The organism is Natronococcus sp. CG52, from assembly GCF_023913515.1.
GTDB classification, from domain to species: domain Archaea; phylum Halobacteriota; class Halobacteria; order Halobacteriales; family Natrialbaceae; genus Natronococcus; species Natronococcus zhouii.
On sequence record NZ_CP099391.1, the window covers coordinates 578,390 to 596,855 of the forward strand.

20 protein-coding genes and 2 pseudogenes are annotated in these 18,466 nt (G+C 65.3%); 7 read left to right on the forward strand and 15 right to left on the reverse strand.

Annotated features, from left to right (window positions below; all coding sequences use genetic code 11):
- Positions 1–216 precede the first annotated feature (216 nt).
- The gene (locus tag NED97_RS03010) at positions 217–2,148 is read left to right on the forward strand and encodes an aldehyde ferredoxin oxidoreductase family protein (protein ID WP_252489246.1); all 1,932 of its coding nucleotides are present in this window, start codon (positions 217–219) and stop codon (positions 2,146–2,148) included.
- Here NED97_RS03010 and NED97_RS03015 read toward each other — a convergent pair.
- The 11 genes and pseudogenes from NED97_RS03015 to NED97_RS23435 all read right to left on the reverse strand — a co-directional run bounded on the left by NED97_RS03015 (position 2,145) and on the right by NED97_RS23435 (position 8,642).
- A complete protein-coding gene (locus NED97_RS03015) occupies positions 2,145–2,543 on the reverse strand; it encodes a hypothetical protein (RefSeq protein WP_252489247.1) in 399 nt (132 codons plus the stop codon). The two genes, NED97_RS03010 and NED97_RS03015, sit on opposite strands and share 4 nt — an antisense overlap.
- Positions 2,543–2,809 (reverse strand): hypothetical protein, encoded by a 267-nt coding sequence (locus NED97_RS03020; protein WP_252489248.1) that lies wholly within the window; start codon positions 2,807–2,809, stop codon positions 2,543–2,545. The genes NED97_RS03015 and NED97_RS03020 overlap by 1 nt, the downstream gene beginning before the upstream one ends.
- 79 nt (positions 2,810–2,888) lie before the next feature.
- Positions 2,889–3,209, reverse strand: a complete 321-nt coding sequence (locus NED97_RS03025; protein WP_252489249.1) for an AzlD family protein — start codon at positions 3,207–3,209, stop codon at positions 2,889–2,891.
- A complete protein-coding gene (locus NED97_RS03030; RefSeq protein WP_252489250.1) occupies positions 3,199–3,963 on the reverse strand; it encodes an AzlC family ABC transporter permease in 765 nt (254 codons plus the stop codon). The genes NED97_RS03025 and NED97_RS03030 overlap by 11 nt, the downstream gene beginning before the upstream one ends.
- Before the next feature lie 187 nt (positions 3,964–4,150).
- Positions 4,151–4,429, reverse strand: coding sequence for a ubiquitin-like small modifier protein 1 (locus NED97_RS03035; protein WP_252489251.1), 279 nt, complete (start codon positions 4,427–4,429; stop codon positions 4,151–4,153).
- A 68-nt stretch (positions 4,430–4,497) separates the two neighbouring features.
- Positions 4,498–4,848, reverse strand: a complete 351-nt coding sequence (locus NED97_RS03040; protein WP_252489252.1) for a hypothetical protein — start codon at positions 4,846–4,848, stop codon at positions 4,498–4,500.
- A gap of 73 nt (positions 4,849–4,921) precedes the next feature.
- Entirely contained in the window at positions 4,922–6,031 is a 1,110-nt protein-coding gene (locus NED97_RS03045; protein ID WP_252489253.1) for a glycosyltransferase, read from the reverse strand.
- A gap of 71 nt (positions 6,032–6,102) precedes the next feature.
- The gene (locus NED97_RS03050; RefSeq protein ID WP_252489254.1) at positions 6,103–6,582 is read right to left on the reverse strand and encodes a hypothetical protein; all 480 of its coding nucleotides are present in this window, start codon (positions 6,580–6,582) and stop codon (positions 6,103–6,105) included.
- A gap of 102 nt (positions 6,583–6,684) precedes the next feature.
- Positions 6,685–7,071, reverse strand: coding sequence for a hypothetical protein (locus NED97_RS03055; protein WP_252489255.1), 387 nt, complete (start codon positions 7,069–7,071; stop codon positions 6,685–6,687).
- Positions 7,072–7,301: 230 nt separating this feature from the next.
- A pseudogene (locus NED97_RS03060) lies at positions 7,302–7,819 on the reverse strand (DMT family transporter).
- Positions 7,820–7,913: 94 nt separating this feature from the next.
- On the reverse strand, positions 7,914–8,642 hold the full coding sequence (locus NED97_RS23435) for a helix-turn-helix domain-containing protein (RefSeq protein WP_455429871.1): 729 nt from the start codon (positions 8,640–8,642) through the stop codon (positions 7,914–7,916).
- A 210-nt stretch (positions 8,643–8,852) separates the two neighbouring features.
- On the opposite strand from NED97_RS23435, the gene NED97_RS03070 reads away from it, so the two are divergent.
- From NED97_RS03070 to NED97_RS03080, 3 genes are all read left to right on the forward strand, one after another.
- Complete coding sequence (locus NED97_RS03070) at positions 8,853–9,860, forward strand: Cdc6/Cdc18 family protein (RefSeq protein WP_252489256.1); 1,008 nt, start codon at positions 8,853–8,855, stop codon at positions 9,858–9,860.
- Positions 9,861–10,140: 280 nt separating this feature from the next.
- The gene (locus NED97_RS03075; protein ID WP_252489257.1) at positions 10,141–10,608 is read left to right on the forward strand and encodes a response regulator; all 468 of its coding nucleotides are present in this window, start codon (positions 10,141–10,143) and stop codon (positions 10,606–10,608) included.
- Positions 10,601–12,301, forward strand: a complete 1,701-nt coding sequence (locus NED97_RS03080) for a bacterio-opsin activator domain-containing protein (protein ID WP_252489258.1) — start codon at positions 10,601–10,603, stop codon at positions 12,299–12,301. Before NED97_RS03075 ends, NED97_RS03080 begins: the two co-directional genes overlap by 8 nt.
- A gap of 364 nt (positions 12,302–12,665) precedes the next feature.
- On the opposite strand, the pseudogene NED97_RS03085 reads toward NED97_RS03080, so the two are convergent.
- Positions 12,666–13,690, reverse strand: a pseudogene (locus tag NED97_RS03085) (LLM class flavin-dependent oxidoreductase).
- 107 nt (positions 13,691–13,797) lie between these two features.
- Between NED97_RS03085 and NED97_RS03090 the strand changes: the two are divergent.
- Both NED97_RS03090 and NED97_RS03095 read left to right on the forward strand, forming a co-directional pair.
- Positions 13,798–14,067 (forward strand): hypothetical protein, encoded by a 270-nt coding sequence (locus NED97_RS03090; RefSeq protein WP_252489259.1) that lies wholly within the window; start codon positions 13,798–13,800, stop codon positions 14,065–14,067.
- 605 nt (positions 14,068–14,672) lie between these two features.
- A complete protein-coding gene (locus NED97_RS03095) occupies positions 14,673–15,113 on the forward strand; it encodes a RidA family protein (RefSeq protein WP_252489260.1) in 441 nt (146 codons plus the stop codon).
- A 266-nt stretch (positions 15,114–15,379) separates the two neighbouring features.
- Here NED97_RS03095 and arcS read toward each other — a convergent pair whose 3' ends face one another.
- Both arcS and NED97_RS03105 read right to left on the reverse strand, forming a co-directional pair.
- Positions 15,380–17,131: an archaeosine synthase subunit alpha gene (arcS, locus tag NED97_RS03100; RefSeq protein WP_252489261.1), complete on the reverse strand. Its 1,752-nt coding sequence runs from the start codon at positions 17,129–17,131 to the stop codon at positions 15,380–15,382.
- A gap of 50 nt (positions 17,132–17,181) precedes the next feature.
- On the reverse strand, positions 17,182–17,586 hold the full coding sequence (locus NED97_RS03105; protein ID WP_252489262.1) for a hypothetical protein: 405 nt from the start codon (positions 17,584–17,586) through the stop codon (positions 17,182–17,184).
- Positions 17,587–17,688: 102 nt separating this feature from the next.
- Here NED97_RS03105 and NED97_RS03110 point away from each other — a divergent pair, with 102 nt between their 5' ends.
- Positions 17,689–17,964 carry a hypothetical protein gene (locus NED97_RS03110; protein WP_252489263.1) on the forward strand — a complete coding sequence of 92 codons (276 nt, stop codon included), beginning with the start codon at positions 17,689–17,691 and terminating at the stop codon, positions 17,962–17,964.
- Positions 17,965–18,116: 152 nt separating this feature from the next.
- Here NED97_RS03110 and NED97_RS03115 read toward each other — a convergent pair whose 3' ends face one another.
- Positions 18,117–18,440 carry a HalOD1 output domain-containing protein gene (locus NED97_RS03115; RefSeq protein WP_252489264.1) on the reverse strand — a complete coding sequence of 108 codons (324 nt, stop codon included), beginning with the start codon at positions 18,438–18,440 and terminating at the stop codon, positions 18,117–18,119.
- Between the last annotated feature and the right edge of the window lie 26 nt (positions 18,441–18,466).

Consider the following 18,466-nt stretch of genomic DNA (forward strand, 5'->3'; position numbering starts at 1 on the left):
GACGGTCGCCGCGGGCGCCTCGTGCAAGTTCTCGCTCGGGTCGGGGAGACGTTTCGGTGCTCTCGAAAACGGCCCTCGAGGTATCTATGCCCGACCATTTTTCGTGCTGATTTAACGGTGAATTCTCGATACCGATTCGACGAGTTCCTGTTGACGGTTACCAATGTGTGGTAACATCTAACACAATAGAACGCGATACACCGCGTGTGAGCACCAATGGCTGAACTCGGTGGATTCCAAGATCACGTTGCACGGATCGACCTCAATGAGGGGGAGGTGAACTACGACCCGATCGACGAGGAGGACGCGAAGAAGTATATCGGCGCGCGCGGACTCGGGGTGAAGTACGTCTTCGAGCAGGGGCCGGACGTCGACCCGCTCGGGCCGGACAACCTGCTGGCGTTCGTGAACGGCCCGCTGTCGGGGACGCAGGTGACGATGAGCGGTCGGATCGCCGTCTGTACGAAGTCGCCGCTGACCGGCACCGTCACAGACTCTCACCACGGCGGCTGGTCGGGCGCCCGGCTGAAGTGGGCCGGCTTCGACGGCCTGCTGTTCGAAGGCGAGGCCGACGAACCGGTCTACGCCGTCGTCGAGGACGGCGAGGTCGAACTTCGGGACGCCTCACACCTCTGGGGGAAGGGCGTCCACGAAACGCGGGACACGCTCGAAGAGGAAGTCGACGGCTCTTACGGCAAGAACCTCTCGATCATGGCGATCGGCCCCGGCGGCGAGAACGGGGTCCGCTACGCCTGCATCATGAACGAGGACGACCGGGCCTCCGGCCGCGGCGGAACGGGCTGTGTCGCCGGCTCGAAGAACCTCAAGGCCGTCGTAGTGAAGTCGAACACGAAGATGCCCCGGCCTGCCGATCCGGAAACGTTCAAGGAGGGCCACCAGCAGGCGATGAAGGCGATCCAGGAGTCGGAGGTCACCGCGCCAAACGAGGGCGGCCTCTCGGTGTACGGGACGAACGTCCTGATGAACATCACCGAGGAGATGTCCGGCTTGCCGACCAAGAACGCCGAGTACACCTCGACCGGCGACGCCGTCGACGCCGGCGAAACGGAACTCGACTCGGAGAAGGTGAGCGGCGAGAACGTCCGGGAGAACATCCTCGTCGACGAGCCGACGTGTCACTCCTGTCCGGTCGCCTGCAAGAAGGAAGTCGAGGTCCAGACGATGCACAAGGGCGAGGAGATGAACGTCCGGATGGAGTCCTACGAGTACGAGTCCGCGTGGGCGCTCGGTCCGAACTCGATGAACGACGACCGAGATAAGGTCGCGCTCATGATCGACCGCTGTAACGACATGGGCGTCGACACCATCGAGACGGGCAACATCATGGCGATGGGGATGGAACTCACGGAGGAGGGCTATCTCGAGGACACGGGAGACGGAATCCAGTGGGGTGACGCCGACGAGATGGTCGACATGATCGAGCGCATCGCCCGCCGCGAGAACGACCTCGCCGACCTTCTGGCCGAGGGACAGCAGCGCGTCGCGGAGCACCTCGACGCCCACGACTGCCGCCTCGACGTCAAGGGCCAGGCGATCGCCGCCTACGACCCGCGCTGTATGAAGGGGATGGGCATCGCCTACGCCACGTCGAACCGCGGGGCCTGTCACCTTCGGGGTTACACCCCCGCCGCGGAGATTCTCGGCATTCCCGAGAAGGTCGATCCCTACGAGTGGGAAGGCAAGGGCGAACTCACCGCGGAGTTCCAGGACCTTCACGCCATCTCCGACAGCTTCGACATCTGCAAGTTCAACGCCTTCGCCGAGGGGATCGAGGAGTACGTCTCCCAGTACAACGGGATGACCGGCTTCGACGTCACCGAGGACGAACTCATGGAGACCGGCGAGCGCATCTACAACTTGGAGCGCTACTACAACAACCTCGCGGGCTTCGACGGCGCGGACGACTCGCTGCCCGCGCGCTTCCTCGAGGACGGCATCCGCGGCCAGGGCGCCAGCGAGGGCGAGTACTGCGAACTCGAGGAGATGAAAGACGAGTACTACGACCACCGCGGCTGGGTCGACGGCGTCGTTCCCGACGAGAAACTCGCAGACCTCGAGATCGAAATCGGTCCCGGAACCGGCGTCAGCACCGACGACGGCGGTACGACGGCGGCCGGTGACGACTAACCGAACTCGTCGACGAGTTCGTCCTCGTTTCGAGTATCCTCGGCTCCGATCAGCACCGGCTCGCGGATCTCGAGCGCCGTCTCGAACTCGTCCTCGCGATCGGCTCGACGACCGATCCGCAGTAGCTGTTCCTCGTGCGCCCGGCGGACGGCCGACTGCTCGCGGTCGCTGAACTCCAGGTCGTCGCCGAGTTCGTCCCAGTGGCCCCACTCGACCAGGAACGCCTCGAACTCCTCGCCCGCGTACAGGCGCTCGTACTCGCGTCGGTACCGCTCGAGTTCTGGCCCGAGTTGCGCCTGCGTCAGGTCGACGAGGTCGGGGAGTCGGGTCGGCGGCACGCTCGCCTTCGCGGCGGTGAGCAGGAGGACCTGTCCGTCGATCGGATCGCCGGCCATCAGCCACCCGCCCGCATCGCTTTCTGGGCGAAGTCTTCCACCAGCGGCTCGAGCGCGTCCGGATCCCCCTCGAAGACGACCGTCACCTCGGTCAGCGTCAGCGACGGACCGATCCCGACGGTCTCCGAGAAAATCGCCGCCGTCCAGTCGTCGCCCTCGACCGTCTCCTCGTCGACGCGTTCGCCGCCCAGGTTCGTCAGGTAGCGGATCGCGAGCCGTTCGGAGATGCCGCGAAAGGTGCGCTCGACGCGCGTTCGCGTTGCCATACGCTCGATTCGACCGCCAGGTGGATAAAGTCGCGCTCGACGGCAACCGCTCGCGAGATCGACTCGCCTCGCCGCTCGCTCAGAAGAGGCCTCTGAGCAGTACGACCGCCGCGACACCGGTGCCGAGCGCCAGCAGGATGCTCTCGGTTCGCCACATCACGATCAACACCAGCCCGGCGGCACCCCACTCTGCCGGACCGCCCGCCGCGAGTTCCGGGCCGAGGATGGCGATCACGATGGCTCCCGGCAGGACCGAGAGCCCGGCCTCGAGCCGGTCGCTCACTTCGATCCGGTTGACGAGCCACAGTCCGCCCGTCTTGGTGGCGTAGGTTACGACCGCCATCGCGAGGATGACCCCGACGACGATCGGCTCGAGTGCGAGCACGCTCTCACCGATCATGGCGAATCACCTCGAGGAGCGCCGCGGCGAAGCCGCCGAGCAGGATGTACCACCGTCCCGGCAGGAACTCCGCGGCGGTGATCGCGGTGCCGAGCGAGACGACCCACGGGAGGAGCGTCGAGCGTCCTTCCCAGAGCTCGGCCGCGAGCGCGACGAAGACCGCCGCGAGCACGAAGTCGAACCCGTACTGCGCGGGGTCGCCGATGGTCTCGCCCGCGAGCGCGCCGACGACCGTCGAACCCACCCAGAAGAGCCAGATCGCGATGCCGCTGCCCAGGAGGAACGCGCCCCGTCTGTTGCCGGCGCGGAAGTCTCGCATCGTCAGCGCCCAGTTCTCGTCGGCCATCAAGAACAGGCTGCCGTAGGCCTGGGGCGCCGAGAGGCGTCGAAACCAGGGCTGGAGCGCCGCGCCCATCAGCGAGTAGCGCAGGTTGATCGCGAACGTCGTGACGACGATCGCGGTGACCGGGATCGGGTCCGCCCACAGCTCGACGGCGATTATCTGGGAGGCACCGGCGACCACGAGCGCGCTCATCAGCGCCGCCTCCGCGACGCTCAGGCCGACCTGACTGGCGAGGACGCCGAACGCGACGCCGTAGCCGGCGACCCCGACCGCGACCGGAACGCAGGTGAGCAGTCCGGCGCGGATCCCCCGCCGATTGAACGTCACCGGGGCGTGTGACGCCTCCGCTCGCTCGTCGCTTCCGCTCGCTGTAGTGGGTTCGCGGTCGCTCGTCTCGGAGTCGTCCTGCATCGATACTTCCTACACGTCCCTCCGGCGACCGGCCCGTAAATCCCTCTCGAAAGCGGACTCGGTCGTCGAACCCGGCCGTTCCGTCTCCTCCCGCTCCTTCGACGGCGTGAGTCTGCACTCCGATCCGCTCGAGCGCTACCGCGGCCTCGAGTGCGCTACCGCGATCGCGAGCGCAGTTGCGACCCCGTCACCCGCCGGCGACCGGCGGAAACACCGATAGCGTATCTTCCGCTTCGAGTTCCGTCTTCGGTCCGTTCATGTGAACGACGTTTCGTCCGTTCTTCAACACGTTCAACTGTGGTCGGATCTCGCCGTCCTCGAGCAGTTGTCCCTCGAGGTCGTCGTACTCGTCCTCGAGCGCGGCGAGGACGTCGCCGACGGTCGCGTCGTCGTCGAACGCGTGCGTTCGCTCCTTTTCGCCGACGGCGTCGCGAAAGTTGGCGAAAAACCGCAGATCGAGTTCCATGGTCGATCGTTGTGGTACGCAACCATAAGTCCGTGCGGTAGTGACGATGCTTCCCGCCCAGCCGGCGTTCAGGCTGCTGCCGCCGTCGGCGGAGACGTGTACGAAACGGATTTGACGTCCGCGTTCTCGAGCAGTTCGTCGATCGCGGTGGCGCCGCGCTCGGTCGCCGCCTCGGCGTCGTCGGCCTCGACGGGAACGGTGATCGTGAACGCCACCGCGATCGTGTAGGGGTCGAACGGCCCGGCCGGATGTTCGTGCACCTCGGCGTCGGCGATTTCCCAGTCGGTGACCGCCTCCGCCGTTGCGAGGGTGGCGAGCGCGTCCGCGAGTTGCTCGGTCGCGTCGTCGATCGCGGTCGTATCGCTTCCTCCGTGCAGTGTCACGAGCGTCGTTCCCTCGCGTGAGACGGCGAACTTCATACCCGTTCTAGCAAGTCACGGGATTTGAACGCTTGGGGTGGGACACCAACCGCTCCGGATCGGCGGGAACCGGTCACGAGTGAAGGCTGTCGTAGACCCGCGCTAGCTGGCCGAGCGAGTGTTCGACCGAGAGCATCGCCCGCCGTCGCCGACAGAGGTCCGAGAGTCGGTCGTTCTCGGCGAGCGTCCGGCGGATCGCCCACCGGAACTCCTCGAGATCGCCCGGCTCGTAGCGGTAGCCGGTTTCGCCCTCGATGACGCTGTCGATCAGCGCACCCGCGTCGACGGCGACGACCGGCGTCCCGCAGGCGGTCGCCTCGAGCGCGACCAGTCCCTGGGTCTCGACCGGACTCGGGAAGACGAAGACGTCGAGCGAGGAGTAGAACGCAGGGAGTTCGTCGCGCTCGAGAAAGCCCAGGAACCGAACGTCGGCGTCGGTCTCCGAGGCGTGTTCTTCGATTTCCTCGCGGACGGGGCCGTCGCCGGCCAGCACGAGCGTGTGGTCGGTTCCGGCGACGGCGTCGATCGCCTCCTCCAGATTCTTCTCGGGTCCGTGACGGCCGGTGTAGCCGAGCAGCGGGCCGTCGGGAAGATCGTGGCGCTCGCGGAACGTGGTCGGATCCGTCGGCCGGAAGAAGTCGGTGTTGATCCCGTTGGAGACGACGGACACCTCGGCGTCCGCACCGATCTCCTCGAGGAGGTGCTGCCGGGCGAACGAGGTCGGGGCGACGACGTGGTCGACGGTCTCGAAGAACGTTCGCTCGTAGGTCCGACAGAGCCGCTGTCCCGTTTCGACGAGGGGATCCGGGACGTGGTCGGCCACGCGGTCGTGGAGCAGCGTGTGGTACGATGCGACGACGGGGACGTCGTGTTTGCGAGCGAACCGAACGCCAGCGAATCCGACGGTGAAGGGCGTGTGGACGTGAACGACGTCGGGGGCCTCGAGGCCGTCGGGGGTCGTCGGAAGCCCGAGTCGGTACCGCGGATACAGCGGCGCACCGATGCTCGAGAGCGCGTACTCGCCCTCACCGGGCTCGTAGCCGTCCATCTCGGGGAAGACGACGGCCATCGACGTTCGACAGCGGGGCCACCGTTCGCGCCAGAGCGAAACCGTGTAGGTCACGCCGTTGACCGTCGGCAAGTAGAGGTCGGTGAACGCGGCGACGGTCTCCGTCCTGGTCATTGGTCCGCGCTGCACCGCCTGCGGTGAAATCAGTTCCGTATCCGATACGTTACGTTCGTCGCGTCAGTCGGCTACTCGATCCGGAACGCGACGTCGTGGTTGGAGAGCAACGACCGCATTCGTTCGACGCCACCGCTCGTATCCCAGCCCTGTCCCGTGTAGTGTTTGTACGGGTGACGAAGCCAGGAGTGCTCGCGGTGGGCGAACACCTCGACGGCGTCGGCCCCGTCTTCGAACAGCGCGACGTGGAGTTGCCACGTTGCGAACGGCGACCGTCGCCGGACCCAACTGCCACAGGACAGTCGGCCGTCCCTGTGGACCTTCAGTGAGGCGATCGGTTCCGGCGAGAACGACATCGTCTCGAGATCCGAGCGGAACCCGCGGAGGCCGCGCTGGACGGTCCCGACGTACTCGTCGGGGTGCTGCGTACACTGTGCGAAACCGCCGAGCGGTTCCTTGATTCGGTGGAGGGTCGGGAGGACGCGACGACGAACCCGCGTCGTCAGATCGATCGCCTTGCGGGGAGCGTCCTGATCGTCGATCGTTGCCACGACTTACCGTACGCGCACGAACGCAAAATCGTTGTGGCTTCTGTCGTGTCGACCCCTTTCACTTCCGAGACGCTGGCCGACCGCTCGAGGCACCGCCGGTCGCTACAGGTCCTTCAACCGAATTCCGTCCTCGACGAGCCGTGCGTTTCGCTCCCGCTCCAAGTGGTCACCGAGTTCGTCGTGCTCGTACAGCTGCGCGACCACGTCGGCGTACAGCGTCCGCCACGCGATCGCGTAGATCGGCGACTGGCCCCACGCTCGCAGTTCGGGCACCAGTTCGTCGTACGTCTGGTAGCGGTCTTCGAACCGGTCGACCGCCTCGAGGACCCGCCCCGCGGCCTCGCGGTCGTCGTCGGCTTCCTCGAGCACCCGATTCAACTGTCGCTCCCAGCCGGCGACGGCCTCCTGCATGTCGGCCGCGGCGGCCTCGTCGTCTTCGGGAAGTCGCTCGAGCAGCGGTTCAGGAACGCCGAGTGTGATCGCTTCCATGGGCCGACTGAGGGACGCGATCGGTATGAAACCACTAGCCGGTCTCGAAGCGCCCTCCGGAGGGCTCCCGGATCGGCGTTCGACCGATTTCGTATCGCGGTATTCGATTTATTGGCCGCGAACGTCGCCGTTCGGTCACCGGTTCCCGAAGCCGGTGCTGACCCCTCTACCTGCATCTATCGCCACCTCGGGAGAACCGGATCCAGTGGAAACGCTCGAGAACGGCCACCTTACGCGTTTTCGGATCGAGTCCCGCGTGCGGCGTCCGCGTCGCGGGAGTTCGTCCGGTCGGTCCGAGTCGTCGCGACGAGATAGATGCCCGCAGCCATCACGACGCCGCCGAGGACGAACCGCGGTCCCAGCCGCTCGCCGAGAAACAGCGCGCCGAAGACGGCACCGGCGACGGGTTGGGCGAAGAAAAACGCGGAGACGACGCTCGCGTCGACGTACTCCCGGCCCTTGTACCAGAGATACCACGCGGCGGCCGTCTCGCCGAGGCCGAGGTAGCAGACGGCGACGACGAGCGCGGTAAAACCGAGCAGATCTCGTCGGCGAAACGCACGACGCGGACAGGCGAGTCGAACGACGGTCAGCAGCGCGATCGAACCGATCGCGACCCTGACGAACGCGAGCGTTAACGGGGAACCGCGTCGAATCCCCACTTGATCACGACGTAGAGGCCGCCCCAGAGCGCCGCCGCCAGCAGCGGTGCGAGTGCGAACAGGTACACTCTCCGGTCGACGGCGATCGCGTAACACGTTCCGTAACACACCTGTTCGTAGTCGCGGCTCGAGAATGGCTGCTCTCGTTAGGATGTTACCCCCGCTAGCGGGCGGGCCCCGTCACTCTCGTTCGTCGGCGACGTCCGACTCGAGGACGTCGGCCGTCGGCGAGAGCAGTTTCGCCTCCGCGCGGCGGAGCGTCTTCGAGACCGCGGCGTCGGAGATCTCGAACGCCGCCGCCAGCTCGCCGAGGGTCGTCGACCGGGGGACCTCGTAGTAGCCCGCCTCGATCGCGCGGTGGATCGTCTCGCGTTCGGTCGGCGTCAGGTTACGGGCGGCGTCGAGTACCGTTGCGCCGATCTCGCCCGTCCGGACGTCTTCGAGGACGGTCGCCGGATCGAGTCGCCGCCTGTCGCGGACGACGAACTCGTCGTGAGCCTCGAGGGCCTCGAGCGCGCTCTCGACTGCGGCCTCGTCGTCGAACCCGATCTCCCAGCGCTCGCTGCCGTCGACGTTTCTGAACGGACCGGTGAGGTACGCGTCGTGAGCGACGACCGCGCCTATCGAGCGAGTCGTTCCCATCGTGAGTCGCGCTCGCGCGTTCGTCCCCTGTTTCGCGAGCAACTCGAACGATCCGTTTCCGGGTGAGAGCGGATGGTCTCGAGCCCGCGTTCGACGGTTCGCCGATCCTCGCCTTCGGCCAGGACTCGCAACTCGAGCCGAGAGTCGTCGCGATGGTAGTGCCAGTGGGGCGTGACGAACGCGACCTCGAACCCGGCGCTCGCCGCGCTCAGCGGGCAGTTTCCCTGGCGCACCGAGAGCTCGAGACTGATCGTACGCGATCCACAGTCCGGACCGTCAACCCAGTTGCGGAACTGGCAGGATACGGTTTCGCTCCAGGGCACCCGGGGCACTGCAAACGCTGCCGGCGGGAGACGATTCTCGCGTGGTTTCGTTCCTTCGACCCAATCAATAAACGTCATAGTACGATACAAAACTCTCGGAAATTTCGGAAGCGCTACGCCGTAACTTAAGTCGTCGTATCCGGAATAACGACCCGTGATCGTCGACGGGCGCATCCTGCGCGAGGATTTCGTTCCGAGCGAGGTGGTCCACCGCCACGACGAGGTGAACCTCCTCTCGGAGACCCTCGAGCCGCTGGTATCCGACGGCCGACCGAATCCGTCGTTTCTCTTCGGCCCGACGGGGGTCGGCAAGACCTGTATCGCGCGGTACACGCTGGGACAGCTCCGCGAACAGGTTCCGACGGTACGGATCGCGTACGTCAACTGCTGGCAGGAGTACACCCGGTTTCGGGTCCTCTACGGCGTGCTCGAGGCGGTCGACCGGGCGGTCGATATCCATCGCACGACGCCGAAAGACGAGTTGTTCCAGCGGCTGGCCGCGTGCGACGAGCAGCCGATCGTCGTCATCCTCGACGAGGTCGACCAGCTCGAGGAGACGGCGGCCCTCTACGATCTTCACCGCCTTCCGCAGGTCTCGCTCGTGTTGATCGCCAACCGCGAGGAGGAACTGTTCGCGAGTTTCGACGACCGCGTTCGGTCGCGCCTGCGTGCCGGGACCCGGGTCCGCTTCGACCGCTACGGCACCGACGAACTCGTCGCGATCCTCCGGGAACGAACCGAAAAGGCGCTCGAGCCGAACGTCGTAACCGGCGCGCAACTCGAGCGGATCGCCGACGCCGCGTCCGGCGACGCCCGCGTCGGGATCGGCGTGCTCCGTTCGGCCGCGCGTCGGGCGGAGCGCGAACGGTGTGAGGTGATCACGGACGAGGCGCTCGAAGCGGCGATACCGGACGCCAGGACGGAGATCAGGCGAAAAACCGTAGAGGGGTTGATCGAGCACCAGCGCGTGCTGTACGACGTGATCGACGAGAACGGGGAGATCGAACCGGGCGCGCTCTACGACGAGTACGAACGGCGAGTCGAGGCGCCGAAGAGCAACCGAACGCTGCGAAACTACCTGACGAAGATGGTCCACTACGACCTCATCGCCGCGGTCGGCGAACGTGGAGGGCGAACCTACCGACTCGTCGACGACGAGTAGCGTCGACGGTCGTTCCGCTCGTCTGGCAGGTAGACCGTACGTATATCCGTCTTCACTGAGAAAGGGATACGTGAACGACGCATCTTGGCCCGTAAGCTAACTACCCGTAGCGAGATATACGCCGACTCGAACGCCGAGATCCGACCGTCTCGGCGGTCCGTAGCACGCCCTCACGAGCGATGCTGCTCCGGCGCATTCGACGGTGCGATGGGCCCCCTCGTCGCTCTTTCACCTTCCGAAACCGAAGCAGAGACGACCGTCATATTCGAACTGAAGACCAATGAGTAAGTCAGGACAGCACTCTCCCGAACCAGCACAGCTTCTCCTGGTCGAGGACAATCCGGGTGACGTTCGCCTGACCAGAGAGGCGTTCAAGCAAGGACGTATCGAGAACGACTTGCACACCGTCTCGGACGGCAGCGAAGCACTCGATTTCCTCCACCAGCGGGGCGAGTATACGGACGCTCCGCGCCCCGACCTCGTCCTCCTCGATCTCAACCTCCCTCGCAAGGACGGCGAGGAGGTTCTCGAAGAGCTCAAGGACGACTCCGAACTCCGCTCGATACCGATCATCGTGTTGACGAGCTCGCGAGCCGAGGAGGACGTCGTCAGATCGTACGAACTGCACGCGAACGCGTATCTCACGAAGCCGGTCGACCCGGACGAGTTCATCGAAACCGTCCGTGCCTTCGAGAAGTTCTGGTTCTCAGTGGTGCGACTACCGCCCGAGGGTGAGCCCCATGAGTGACAGCAAGACGCAGTCGAAAGCCGACGAGAGCGACTCCGACGGGGACGCCGGAGCGACGCTCGATCTGCTGTTAATCGAGGATAATCCGGGCGACGCACGGCTGATCCAGGAGATGCTCGGGGACGCGACGGAGCTCACACAGCGCGTCAACCCCGAGGAGTCGACGAGCCAGGCGCCGACCGTCGTCCACGAGAACCGTCTCGAGGACGGACTCGAGACCCTCGAATCCGCGTCTACCGACCTCGTTCTGCTCGACTTGAACCTGCCTGACAGCCGAGGGCTCGAGACCCTCGAGACGGTTAGCGACGCGACCGAGGAGGCGCCGATCGTCGTGTTTACCGGCGTCAGCGACCAGGAGGTCGGCGTCCAGGCGATTCAAAGCGGCGCCCAGGACTTCCTCGTCAAGGACGAGGTCACCAGCGAACTGCTGGTCCGGACGATCCATCACGCCATCGAGCGGGCTCACCAGGAGCGCGAGCGCCGACGCCAGCGCGAGCAGCTCGAGGCGCTCAACCGACTCAACCGGATCGGCCACGACATCACCCACGCGGTGATCACGACGGAGACGCGCGCGGAGCTCGAACAGCAGGTCTGTGACCGTCTCGTCGATGACGACGGCTACCGCTTCGCGTGGATCGGCGGCGTCAACCCCGGAAGCGACCGCATCGAACCGAAGGCGGCGGCCGGCGTCGAGGAGGGGTATCTCGACGAGGTGGAGATCACCACCGACGAGAACGCGGACAGCGGACGGGGCCCCTCAGGGACGGCGATTCGGACCGGCGAGGTCCAGATCGCACAGGACACGCAGACCGACTCGACGTTCGAGCCGTGGCGGGAGGCGGCTCGCGAACGCGGCTACCGCTCGTCGGCGTCGATCCCGATCGTCCACGAAGACCTCGTCTACGGCGTGCTGAACGTCTACTCCGGCTCGACGGATTCGTTTACGAACGCCGAGGCGACGATCCTCTCGCGGATCGGCGACGTCATCGCCCACGCGATCACCGCGATCGAACGGAAGGACGCGCTGGTGAGCGACGCCGTCATCGAACTCGAGTTCCGGATCGAGGAGATGGCCGAGGAACTGATTGCGCTCTCGACGGCCGAATCGTGTACGATCGAGTTCAACCAGATGATCCACGGTGACGAGACGCTGCTGGTCTACGGCTCCGCTCACGACGTCTCACAGGAGACCTTCCAGGAAGCGGTCGCGAAGACCGACGGAATCAGCGACCTCCGTATCCTCTCGGCCAGGCGGGACTACTTCGAGTTCGAACTGGTGGCCCCGACCGCCGTCTCGCTGTTCGAGACGATCGCAACCCACGGCGGGCGGGTCGACTCGGCGACGATCGCGGACGGCGAGTTCCGGTTCGTCGTCGAACTCCCGCGCGGGCGGGACACCCGCCAGATGATCGAACTGCTCAAGGAACAGCGGTCGGATCTCACCTACCTCGCACAGCGCACCACCGAGCGCAGCGACCGATCGGACTCCGGTTCGGCGTCGGTTCTCGAGAGCGATCTCACGGAGAAACAGCGGGCGGCTCTCGAGACGGCGTACTTCGCGGGCTACTTCGACTGGCCCCGAGAAAGCACGGGCGAGGAGATCGCCGAACGCCTCGGCATCTCGCCGGCGACCTTCAACCAGCATCTGCGGACCTCGGAGCGGAAGTTCTTCGACTCGGTGCTCGGCGAGTAGCCGAACCGACGCCGCCGGATTTCGGTAGCGTCGATCGATTTCTCTCGAGCGTGTTGCACGCAGGTCAAACGAGTATCGAATCGGATTGACTGAACCACGTTGCGGTGGCGCGCGCCGATCGACGGTGAGCGGACAGCGAACCGTGGATCACAATCGTGCGAGGGATGAGTGAGGGAACGGAGTGACCAAACGAATCGGCTGGGGAGGGCGTGGCCAATCCGTGTTGCCGGGAACGGTCGCATATTCGATTCTCTCGACCCTTCACAACGAAGTAATCCAGTCAACGAACGTACCGCCGTAAGGGTAATCGAACGAACCGGTAGCCCTCTCCGAGCCGACTCACGCTTCTAGAGCCGTTCGGAAGTTAGCGTCCCTCGAGGCCAACCGCCTCGGCGAGCAGTTCGTGCGAGCGGATCACGTCGTCGTGGTCGGCGATGAGGTTCTGGACGATGACGTCGTCGACACCGACCCTCTCAGTTAGCTGCTCGAGCAGGTCCTGCATCGTCTCCGGATTCCCCGAAATCGACCGCGGCCACTCGCCCTCCGGAAGCGGATTCGGCGTCGGGTCCGGAACGCCGCCGAGTTCGTCGATCGCCTCCTCGACCGGCGGCAGCGAGCCGACGACGCCCTGCTGCATGCGCTTGTAGGAGGCCTCTGCGGTCGCCCGAAGCCGCGCTGCCTCCTGGTCGGTCTCGGCACAGGCCGCGTTCACCGCGAGCATCCCCTGCGGTTCGTCAGGGCCGGCGCCGAACGCCGATGGTTCGAACTGTTCTCGGTAGGTCTCGAAGGCCTCTGTCGCCAGATGCGGTCTGATGAACGCGGCGAAGCAGTACCGAAGGCCGAACTTTCCGGCGATCTCGGCGCTCGAGGGGCTGGAACCGAGCACCCACACTTCGGGGACATCGTCGGCCGAGCGAGCCGGATCTCGGCGTACGGGTGCTCGTCGTCGAAGCCGTCGTAGAGGTGGCTCACGGCGGCCTCGATCTTCTCGGCGTGGTCCCGGTCGGGATTACGCTTGCGTCGCTCGGTCCCCAGCGCGCGGTCGACGGCGGGCATCCCCGTCGCGCGACCGAGACCGAGGTCGACCCGGCCGGGCGCAAGCGCGTCTAGCGAGCTGAACGTCTCGGCGACCTTGAACGGGCTGTAGTGGTTGAGCAGGACGGTGCCGGAGCCGACCCGGATCTCGTTCGTTTTCGCGGCGAGGTGGGCGATCAGCACCTCCGGCGTCGTGCTCGCGATCGAGTCGGCCAGCCCGTGGTGTTCGGCCGCCCAGAACCGCGAGTAGCCCAACTGCTCAGCGATTCGAGCGAGCTCGGTGGTGTGCTCGTAGGCCTCGGTCGCGCTCTCCCCGTCGCGAACGGGCGCCAGATCGACGATCGAGAGGTTCACGACGAACGGTCGGGGCGCGGACTGAATAACCGTTCGGCTCGAGCCGGCGCGCGGTCTCGTCGGGCGAACGAGCAGCTATTCACGTGTCTGAAATCGTACCATTTCGTATGGGAACGAAATCGGACGGTGGGGAGCCGATCGAGGCGGACCGCGAGGAGCTCTACGCCGTCGTCCGCGCCGCCGTCAAGGACGCGATGCTCGACGTGGCCAGCACCGTCGCGCTGCTCGGACTCGCGCTCCCGTTCGTCGCGACGGGCGCCCGGGGGCTGCTCGAGGCAACCGGGACGACCGGCGCGGCCGTCACCCTCGCGCTCGTCGCCCTCGGCTTCGTGATCGCCGCGGTCGCACTCGGTCTCGTCCCGTCGATCCGCGAGTGAACTGTCAGGTGTCGTCGAAACGGCTACTCCGTTGTGGAGGGTACGACAGGCTGTGACCGATCGGTCCGATGCGGATCGACTCGAGTGCGAGTACTGCGGCTCGCGAGTCCCTGCGCCGATCTACCGCGAGCACCTGCTGAAGGAGTGTCCGGGACGCTAACAGCGATTGGTACTGCAGGTACCTGGATGAGTGAGGATTCGGATTGCCAGTTCGAACTATCCAAGCGACGCTGCGGTGGCGCGCGCTGTCGATCGGCTCGAGCGAAGCGAGGTGAGAGCATGCGAGCACCTCGAAAAACGAGCGGTGACCGGCAGGAACCGCGAGTACAGCGAAGCTCGATCGACGATACCGTACGAGGGATGAGCGAACGCCGGAAGGCGTGAGCGAATCGGTTGGGGAATGCGTGGCGAATCCGTCTTGTCGGTCCGAATAGAACGTTTAGGTTTCCATCGGTCTCTCTCAAAAGCAAGTTTGTACGGAAGTACGTCGTCTCAAACAGATTTGAGTCAACGTTTTCAGTCCGTTACGTAGAGGGTGCAAATGGAACGACGGACAAAACGGAAGTCTACCCTAAATATATGTTATAACAATTACTGGTGCAGATATGGAAAAGATCATACTCGGCCCGGCAATGGGAGAATTGGATGACGGGAGCGATCCAGCGATGTCTATTGGCGTCGCCACTGAGTGTGCTTCAGGAATTGATGTTTCACTTCCGGGTTTAATCTATCCAGACGGGAATACAATTGAACAGGCAAAGGGCATGTTTGAGATCATTGAAGAGATCATCGTGGACGATCTGAATGGGTGTCTTGCTGATATAACTCTTCTTCGTCTATATGTTCGTGACGACGTGTTCACGACAGAACTCCGTCAGAATCTCCACGAACTACGACATGATCTGTTTGAGTATCCGGCTTTTCCCGCAGCAACGATGGTCGGTGTCTCTCAACTCGTTCATGAGGATGCCACTATCGAGATCGAAGTAGAAGCCCTCATTCCGGAAGGGGAGTGGGATAAAACCATCATAACTCCAGAAGAGTGAGACTTTTATAGTCACTCTGTGCTTCACCTGTACGTAACGCGCTTACACTGGCAACACGGATTCGCCACGCCCTCCCCAACCGATTCGCTCACGCCTTCCGGCGTTCGCTCATCCCTCGCACAGTTTCGGACGACGGCTCGCGCCTCGCTGCGCTCGCCGTCGTCCAGCGCGCGCCACCACAACGTGGTCAGATCGGTTCGCGAAAACCTCAAAGACGGAACCGAACTGCGAGTTCCCGACGACGGGCCGTGAAAAAGCGACGACCGCTATTTCTCTTCGACGTGGCGGATCTCGCAGGCGATCCCGCGCGTGCTCTCGGCCATCTCGCGGCCGAACATCTCGGCGCGGCCGACGCCGAACGCTTTCGGTCCCTCGACGACGACCTCGTCGCCGACGCGGATCTCCTCGTCGGCGTCGACGACGCCCGGTGCGAGCACGCTACCGTGGGGAACGAAGCCGTCGATCTCGACGCGTTTGGTCGGCGCGTCGCTCTCGAGCCAGCGCTTCGCGCCCTCGAGCGTGAACGAGAGCGTCCCGTACTGGGGCACCATCGTCGCGAGCTGGGTGTCCTCGCGGTCGCGAACCTGGATTTTCGGATACCGGCTCGTGGTCTGGATGTCCTCGAAGAGGTCGTCGCCGGCGCCGTCGCCGAGCAGGTAGTCCGCGATGGCGCGAACGGTGTTGTGCTCGCGCTCGCGCTTGGAGTACTTGAGTTCGCCCGAGAGCGCTCGCTGGAGGTTCGCGAGCGATTCCTCGTCCGTCGGGTGCTCCTCGACGGTGTAGGTGACGTCGAGGTCGAGTTCGTCCTCGACGCGCCCGACGATGTCGCGGTAGCCCTCGTCCGGAACGTGGGCGATGATGGACGGATAGTCGTTGCGCTCGAGGTACCGTTCGAGAACCGCGCTCACGAACCGTTTCTCGTCCTCGGACCAGCGGCCGGTGACGACGGTGTCGTAGTGCTGGGCCGGGTAGGTCGTCTCGAGTTCCTGGGGGACGACGCCGATGGGGCTCGTCATCGAGACGAGGTGGGCCCGCCACTGGACGGCGTCGTGGAACTGGCGGTGGCTCTGGGACTCGCTGTAGGGCTTGGCGGCCGAGCAGGGCACCAGCACGAGCGGATTCTGGAAGCGATTTCGATAGCGGGTCGTCACCCGGTCCGCGTAGCGCTGGATCTCGACCCGGCGAAGGGTGTCCTCGGTCGCCGCGTTGATCTGGGCGTCGCGGAGAATCGGCGTCCGCTCCTCTAGGTAGCCCCACTGCGAGTCGAGTTCGCGCATGGCGGCGGTGAGCCACTGGTCGTGGCGGGCCTGGCCCTCGACGTAGTCGCGAAGGCGGCCGTCGCGGATCCGCCGACGGACGATTCCTAGCTCGGCTTCGAGCGCGTTGACGTTGTGGTCGACGCAGTCTTCGCGAGTGAATTCCTCGCGCGGTTTCCGGCAGGCCGGACAGGAGCAGGGCAGTTCCTCCAGGTCCTCCAGGAAGTACGCCTCGTCGGTCATCAGGTACCGGCCCTCGGTACCCCTGATCGCGGCGGCCGTCTCGTCGAACAGGTCGACGCCGGCGTACGCGAGCAGGGCGACGTTTCGCGGCGTGGCGACGCCGGAGAACAGCAGCGCGGTGTCGGCCGGGGTCGCCTCGCGGACGTTCACGACGGCCTCGACCAGCGCCGCGCCGTGACCCGTCACGGACTGGACGTCGGAGACCGCGTAGGCGTCCGTGCCGTGGTCGTCGTCGCCCTCGCTCGAGACGACGGCGACGCTCGGGTACTCCACGTCGGGGTAGTCGACCGCGAACGACTCCTGGACCTCCTCGGCGGTGCCGCCGGGGAACGATCGATGGGGAAGGACTGTGAGCGTCGAGTCGTCGCCCTCGGGCACCTCGCGGTTGGCGCTCCAGAGCGAACCCGCGTCCTCGAGCACGTCGTCGACGAGTGCGGGGGTCGTCAGCGAGGACTCGAGGCGGAGTTCGCCCACGCGCGCGGCCCCGTCGCGTGCGTGTACTTCGAAGTAATCGGTCATACCGAACATCGCGGCGGCGCGCGAAAGAGGTTGTCGATACCACCCGGCAGCTATCGCTCGGAGCGGGCGCTGGCCCCCGACTCGCCGGGCCACAGCGCGACGAACAGGTAGCAACCGCCGAGCGCTCGCGTGGCGGGGACGACCCACGGTTTCAGTTCGATCGTCTCGGGGTTCTCGTAGGCTGCGGTCAGCGCGGCCCGGAGAAACGGCCGGGGGGTCAGCAACGCCGGGAGACCGACGGTGCCGAACAGGGGCTTGACGCCGGGCCAAGCGGGCTCCCAGTTCCACGCGAGCCAGAGGGCGGCGAGCCCCTCGAGTCGGGCCATCGGAAGCGTCCACGGCCGAAGTTGCCCAGCATCCGGATTTTCGAACGCGCGGCGCTCTCCCCACGCGACGATTCGGTCGGGAACGACGATCTCGACTACGGCAATCAGCACGAGCGGTACGCGGCGCATATCCGTCACACGCCGGACGGAAAGAAAAAACCTCACACGGCGAGCGGAACCCGTGACGATGCTCGCCGCAGGGTTCAACTCCGCGGGAGCCGTATCGTTCGTATGTCGCCACCTCCCGACCACGACTCGGCGGGTGCGGCCGAGTCCGAGGACGCGGTCGTCGAGCGAATCGTCGAGGCGATTCGAACCGCACCACAGCCGGTCGTGAACACGCGGTACCTCGCCGGCGAGCTGGACGTCCCGGCCGAGGAACTGGTGGACCCACTCGAGTCGCTGGCCGAAACGGGACGTCTCGAACGCCTGGAGGTTCGCGATCGGGGCAGCCTCTGGCTCCTGTCGCTCGAGGAAGAACTCGAGTCCGACGGTAGTAGCCGCTGACAGTCAGTGCACACCCGATCGAACGACGGGAGCGCGGTTCTCGCTTGCTTCGCTCGCTTCGAACCGCGGACAGTGCGATCGGCGTGGAAACCGTTTCAGTCGGTACTAGACGACTAACGGTACCGTTCGCGAACTGGTTCTCGGAGAACGGCTTACGCGTCGGAACGGGACTCGTCGGAGGAATCACTCTCCGCTGTCGGCCCGGTCGTCGTCTCGCCAACGGTGATCGAGAGGCTGTCCTCCTGCTCGACGGTAATAGTGTGTCCCGCGTAGTCGAAGACGAATCGCCGCTCGCTCGTCGGGTCAGACGCAGGTGGATCGAAGACGCGCTCCAGCGCCTCCGGATCGACCCAGTCGTACAGCGGCGGTAGTTCGCTCGACTCGACCCCCCGACGATCTGCGACTGCCCGGACGATCGCGAGGCCGATGGTACAACGGGACCGGCCGCCCCCTGCGCTGCCGATCGAGTGAGTCACGTCCAGCACCACCACACCGGTTAGTA

What these genes read in the sequence shown, in the direction of transcription:
- NED97_RS03010 (WP_252489246.1), top strand. Translation starts at nt 217, where the DNA reads ATGGCTGAACTCGGTGGATTCCAAGATCACGTTGCACGGATCGACCTC.
- NED97_RS03015 (WP_252489247.1), bottom strand. Translation starts at nt 2,543, where the DNA reads ATGGCCGGCGATCCGATCGACGGACAGGTCCTCCTGCTCACCGCCGCG.
- NED97_RS03020 (WP_252489248.1), bottom strand. Translation starts at nt 2,809, where the DNA reads ATGGCAACGCGAACGCGCGTCGAGCGCACCTTTCGCGGCATCTCCGAA.
- NED97_RS03025 (WP_252489249.1), bottom strand. Translation starts at nt 3,209, where the DNA reads ATGATCGGTGAGAGCGTGCTCGCACTCGAGCCGATCGTCGTCGGGGTC.
- NED97_RS03030 (WP_252489250.1), bottom strand. Translation starts at nt 3,963, where the DNA reads ATGCAGGACGACTCCGAGACGAGCGACCGCGAACCCACTACAGCGAGC.
- NED97_RS03035 (WP_252489251.1), bottom strand. Translation starts at nt 4,429, where the DNA reads ATGGAACTCGATCTGCGGTTTTTCGCCAACTTTCGCGACGCCGTCGGC.
- NED97_RS03040 (WP_252489252.1), bottom strand. Translation starts at nt 4,848, where the DNA reads ATGAAGTTCGCCGTCTCACGCGAGGGAACGACGCTCGTGACACTGCAC.
- NED97_RS03045 (WP_252489253.1), bottom strand. Translation starts at nt 6,031, where the DNA reads ATGACCAGGACGGAGACCGTCGCCGCGTTCACCGACCTCTACTTGCCG.
- NED97_RS03055 (WP_252489255.1), bottom strand. Translation starts at nt 7,071, where the DNA reads ATGGAAGCGATCACACTCGGCGTTCCTGAACCGCTGCTCGAGCGACTT.
- NED97_RS03075 (WP_252489257.1), top strand. Translation starts at nt 10,141, where the DNA reads ATGAGTAAGTCAGGACAGCACTCTCCCGAACCAGCACAGCTTCTCCTG.
- NED97_RS03080 (WP_252489258.1), top strand. Translation starts at nt 10,601, where the DNA reads ATGAGTGACAGCAAGACGCAGTCGAAAGCCGACGAGAGCGACTCCGAC.
- NED97_RS03090 (WP_252489259.1), top strand. Translation starts at nt 13,798, where the DNA reads ATGGGAACGAAATCGGACGGTGGGGAGCCGATCGAGGCGGACCGCGAG.
- NED97_RS03095 (WP_252489260.1), top strand. Translation starts at nt 14,673, where the DNA reads ATGGAAAAGATCATACTCGGCCCGGCAATGGGAGAATTGGATGACGGG.
- arcS (WP_252489261.1), bottom strand. Translation starts at nt 17,131, where the DNA reads ATGACCGATTACTTCGAAGTACACGCACGCGACGGGGCCGCGCGCGTG.
- NED97_RS03105 (WP_252489262.1), bottom strand. Translation starts at nt 17,586, where the DNA reads ATGCGCCGCGTACCGCTCGTGCTGATTGCCGTAGTCGAGATCGTCGTT.
- NED97_RS03110 (WP_252489263.1), top strand. Translation starts at nt 17,689, where the DNA reads ATGTCGCCACCTCCCGACCACGACTCGGCGGGTGCGGCCGAGTCCGAG.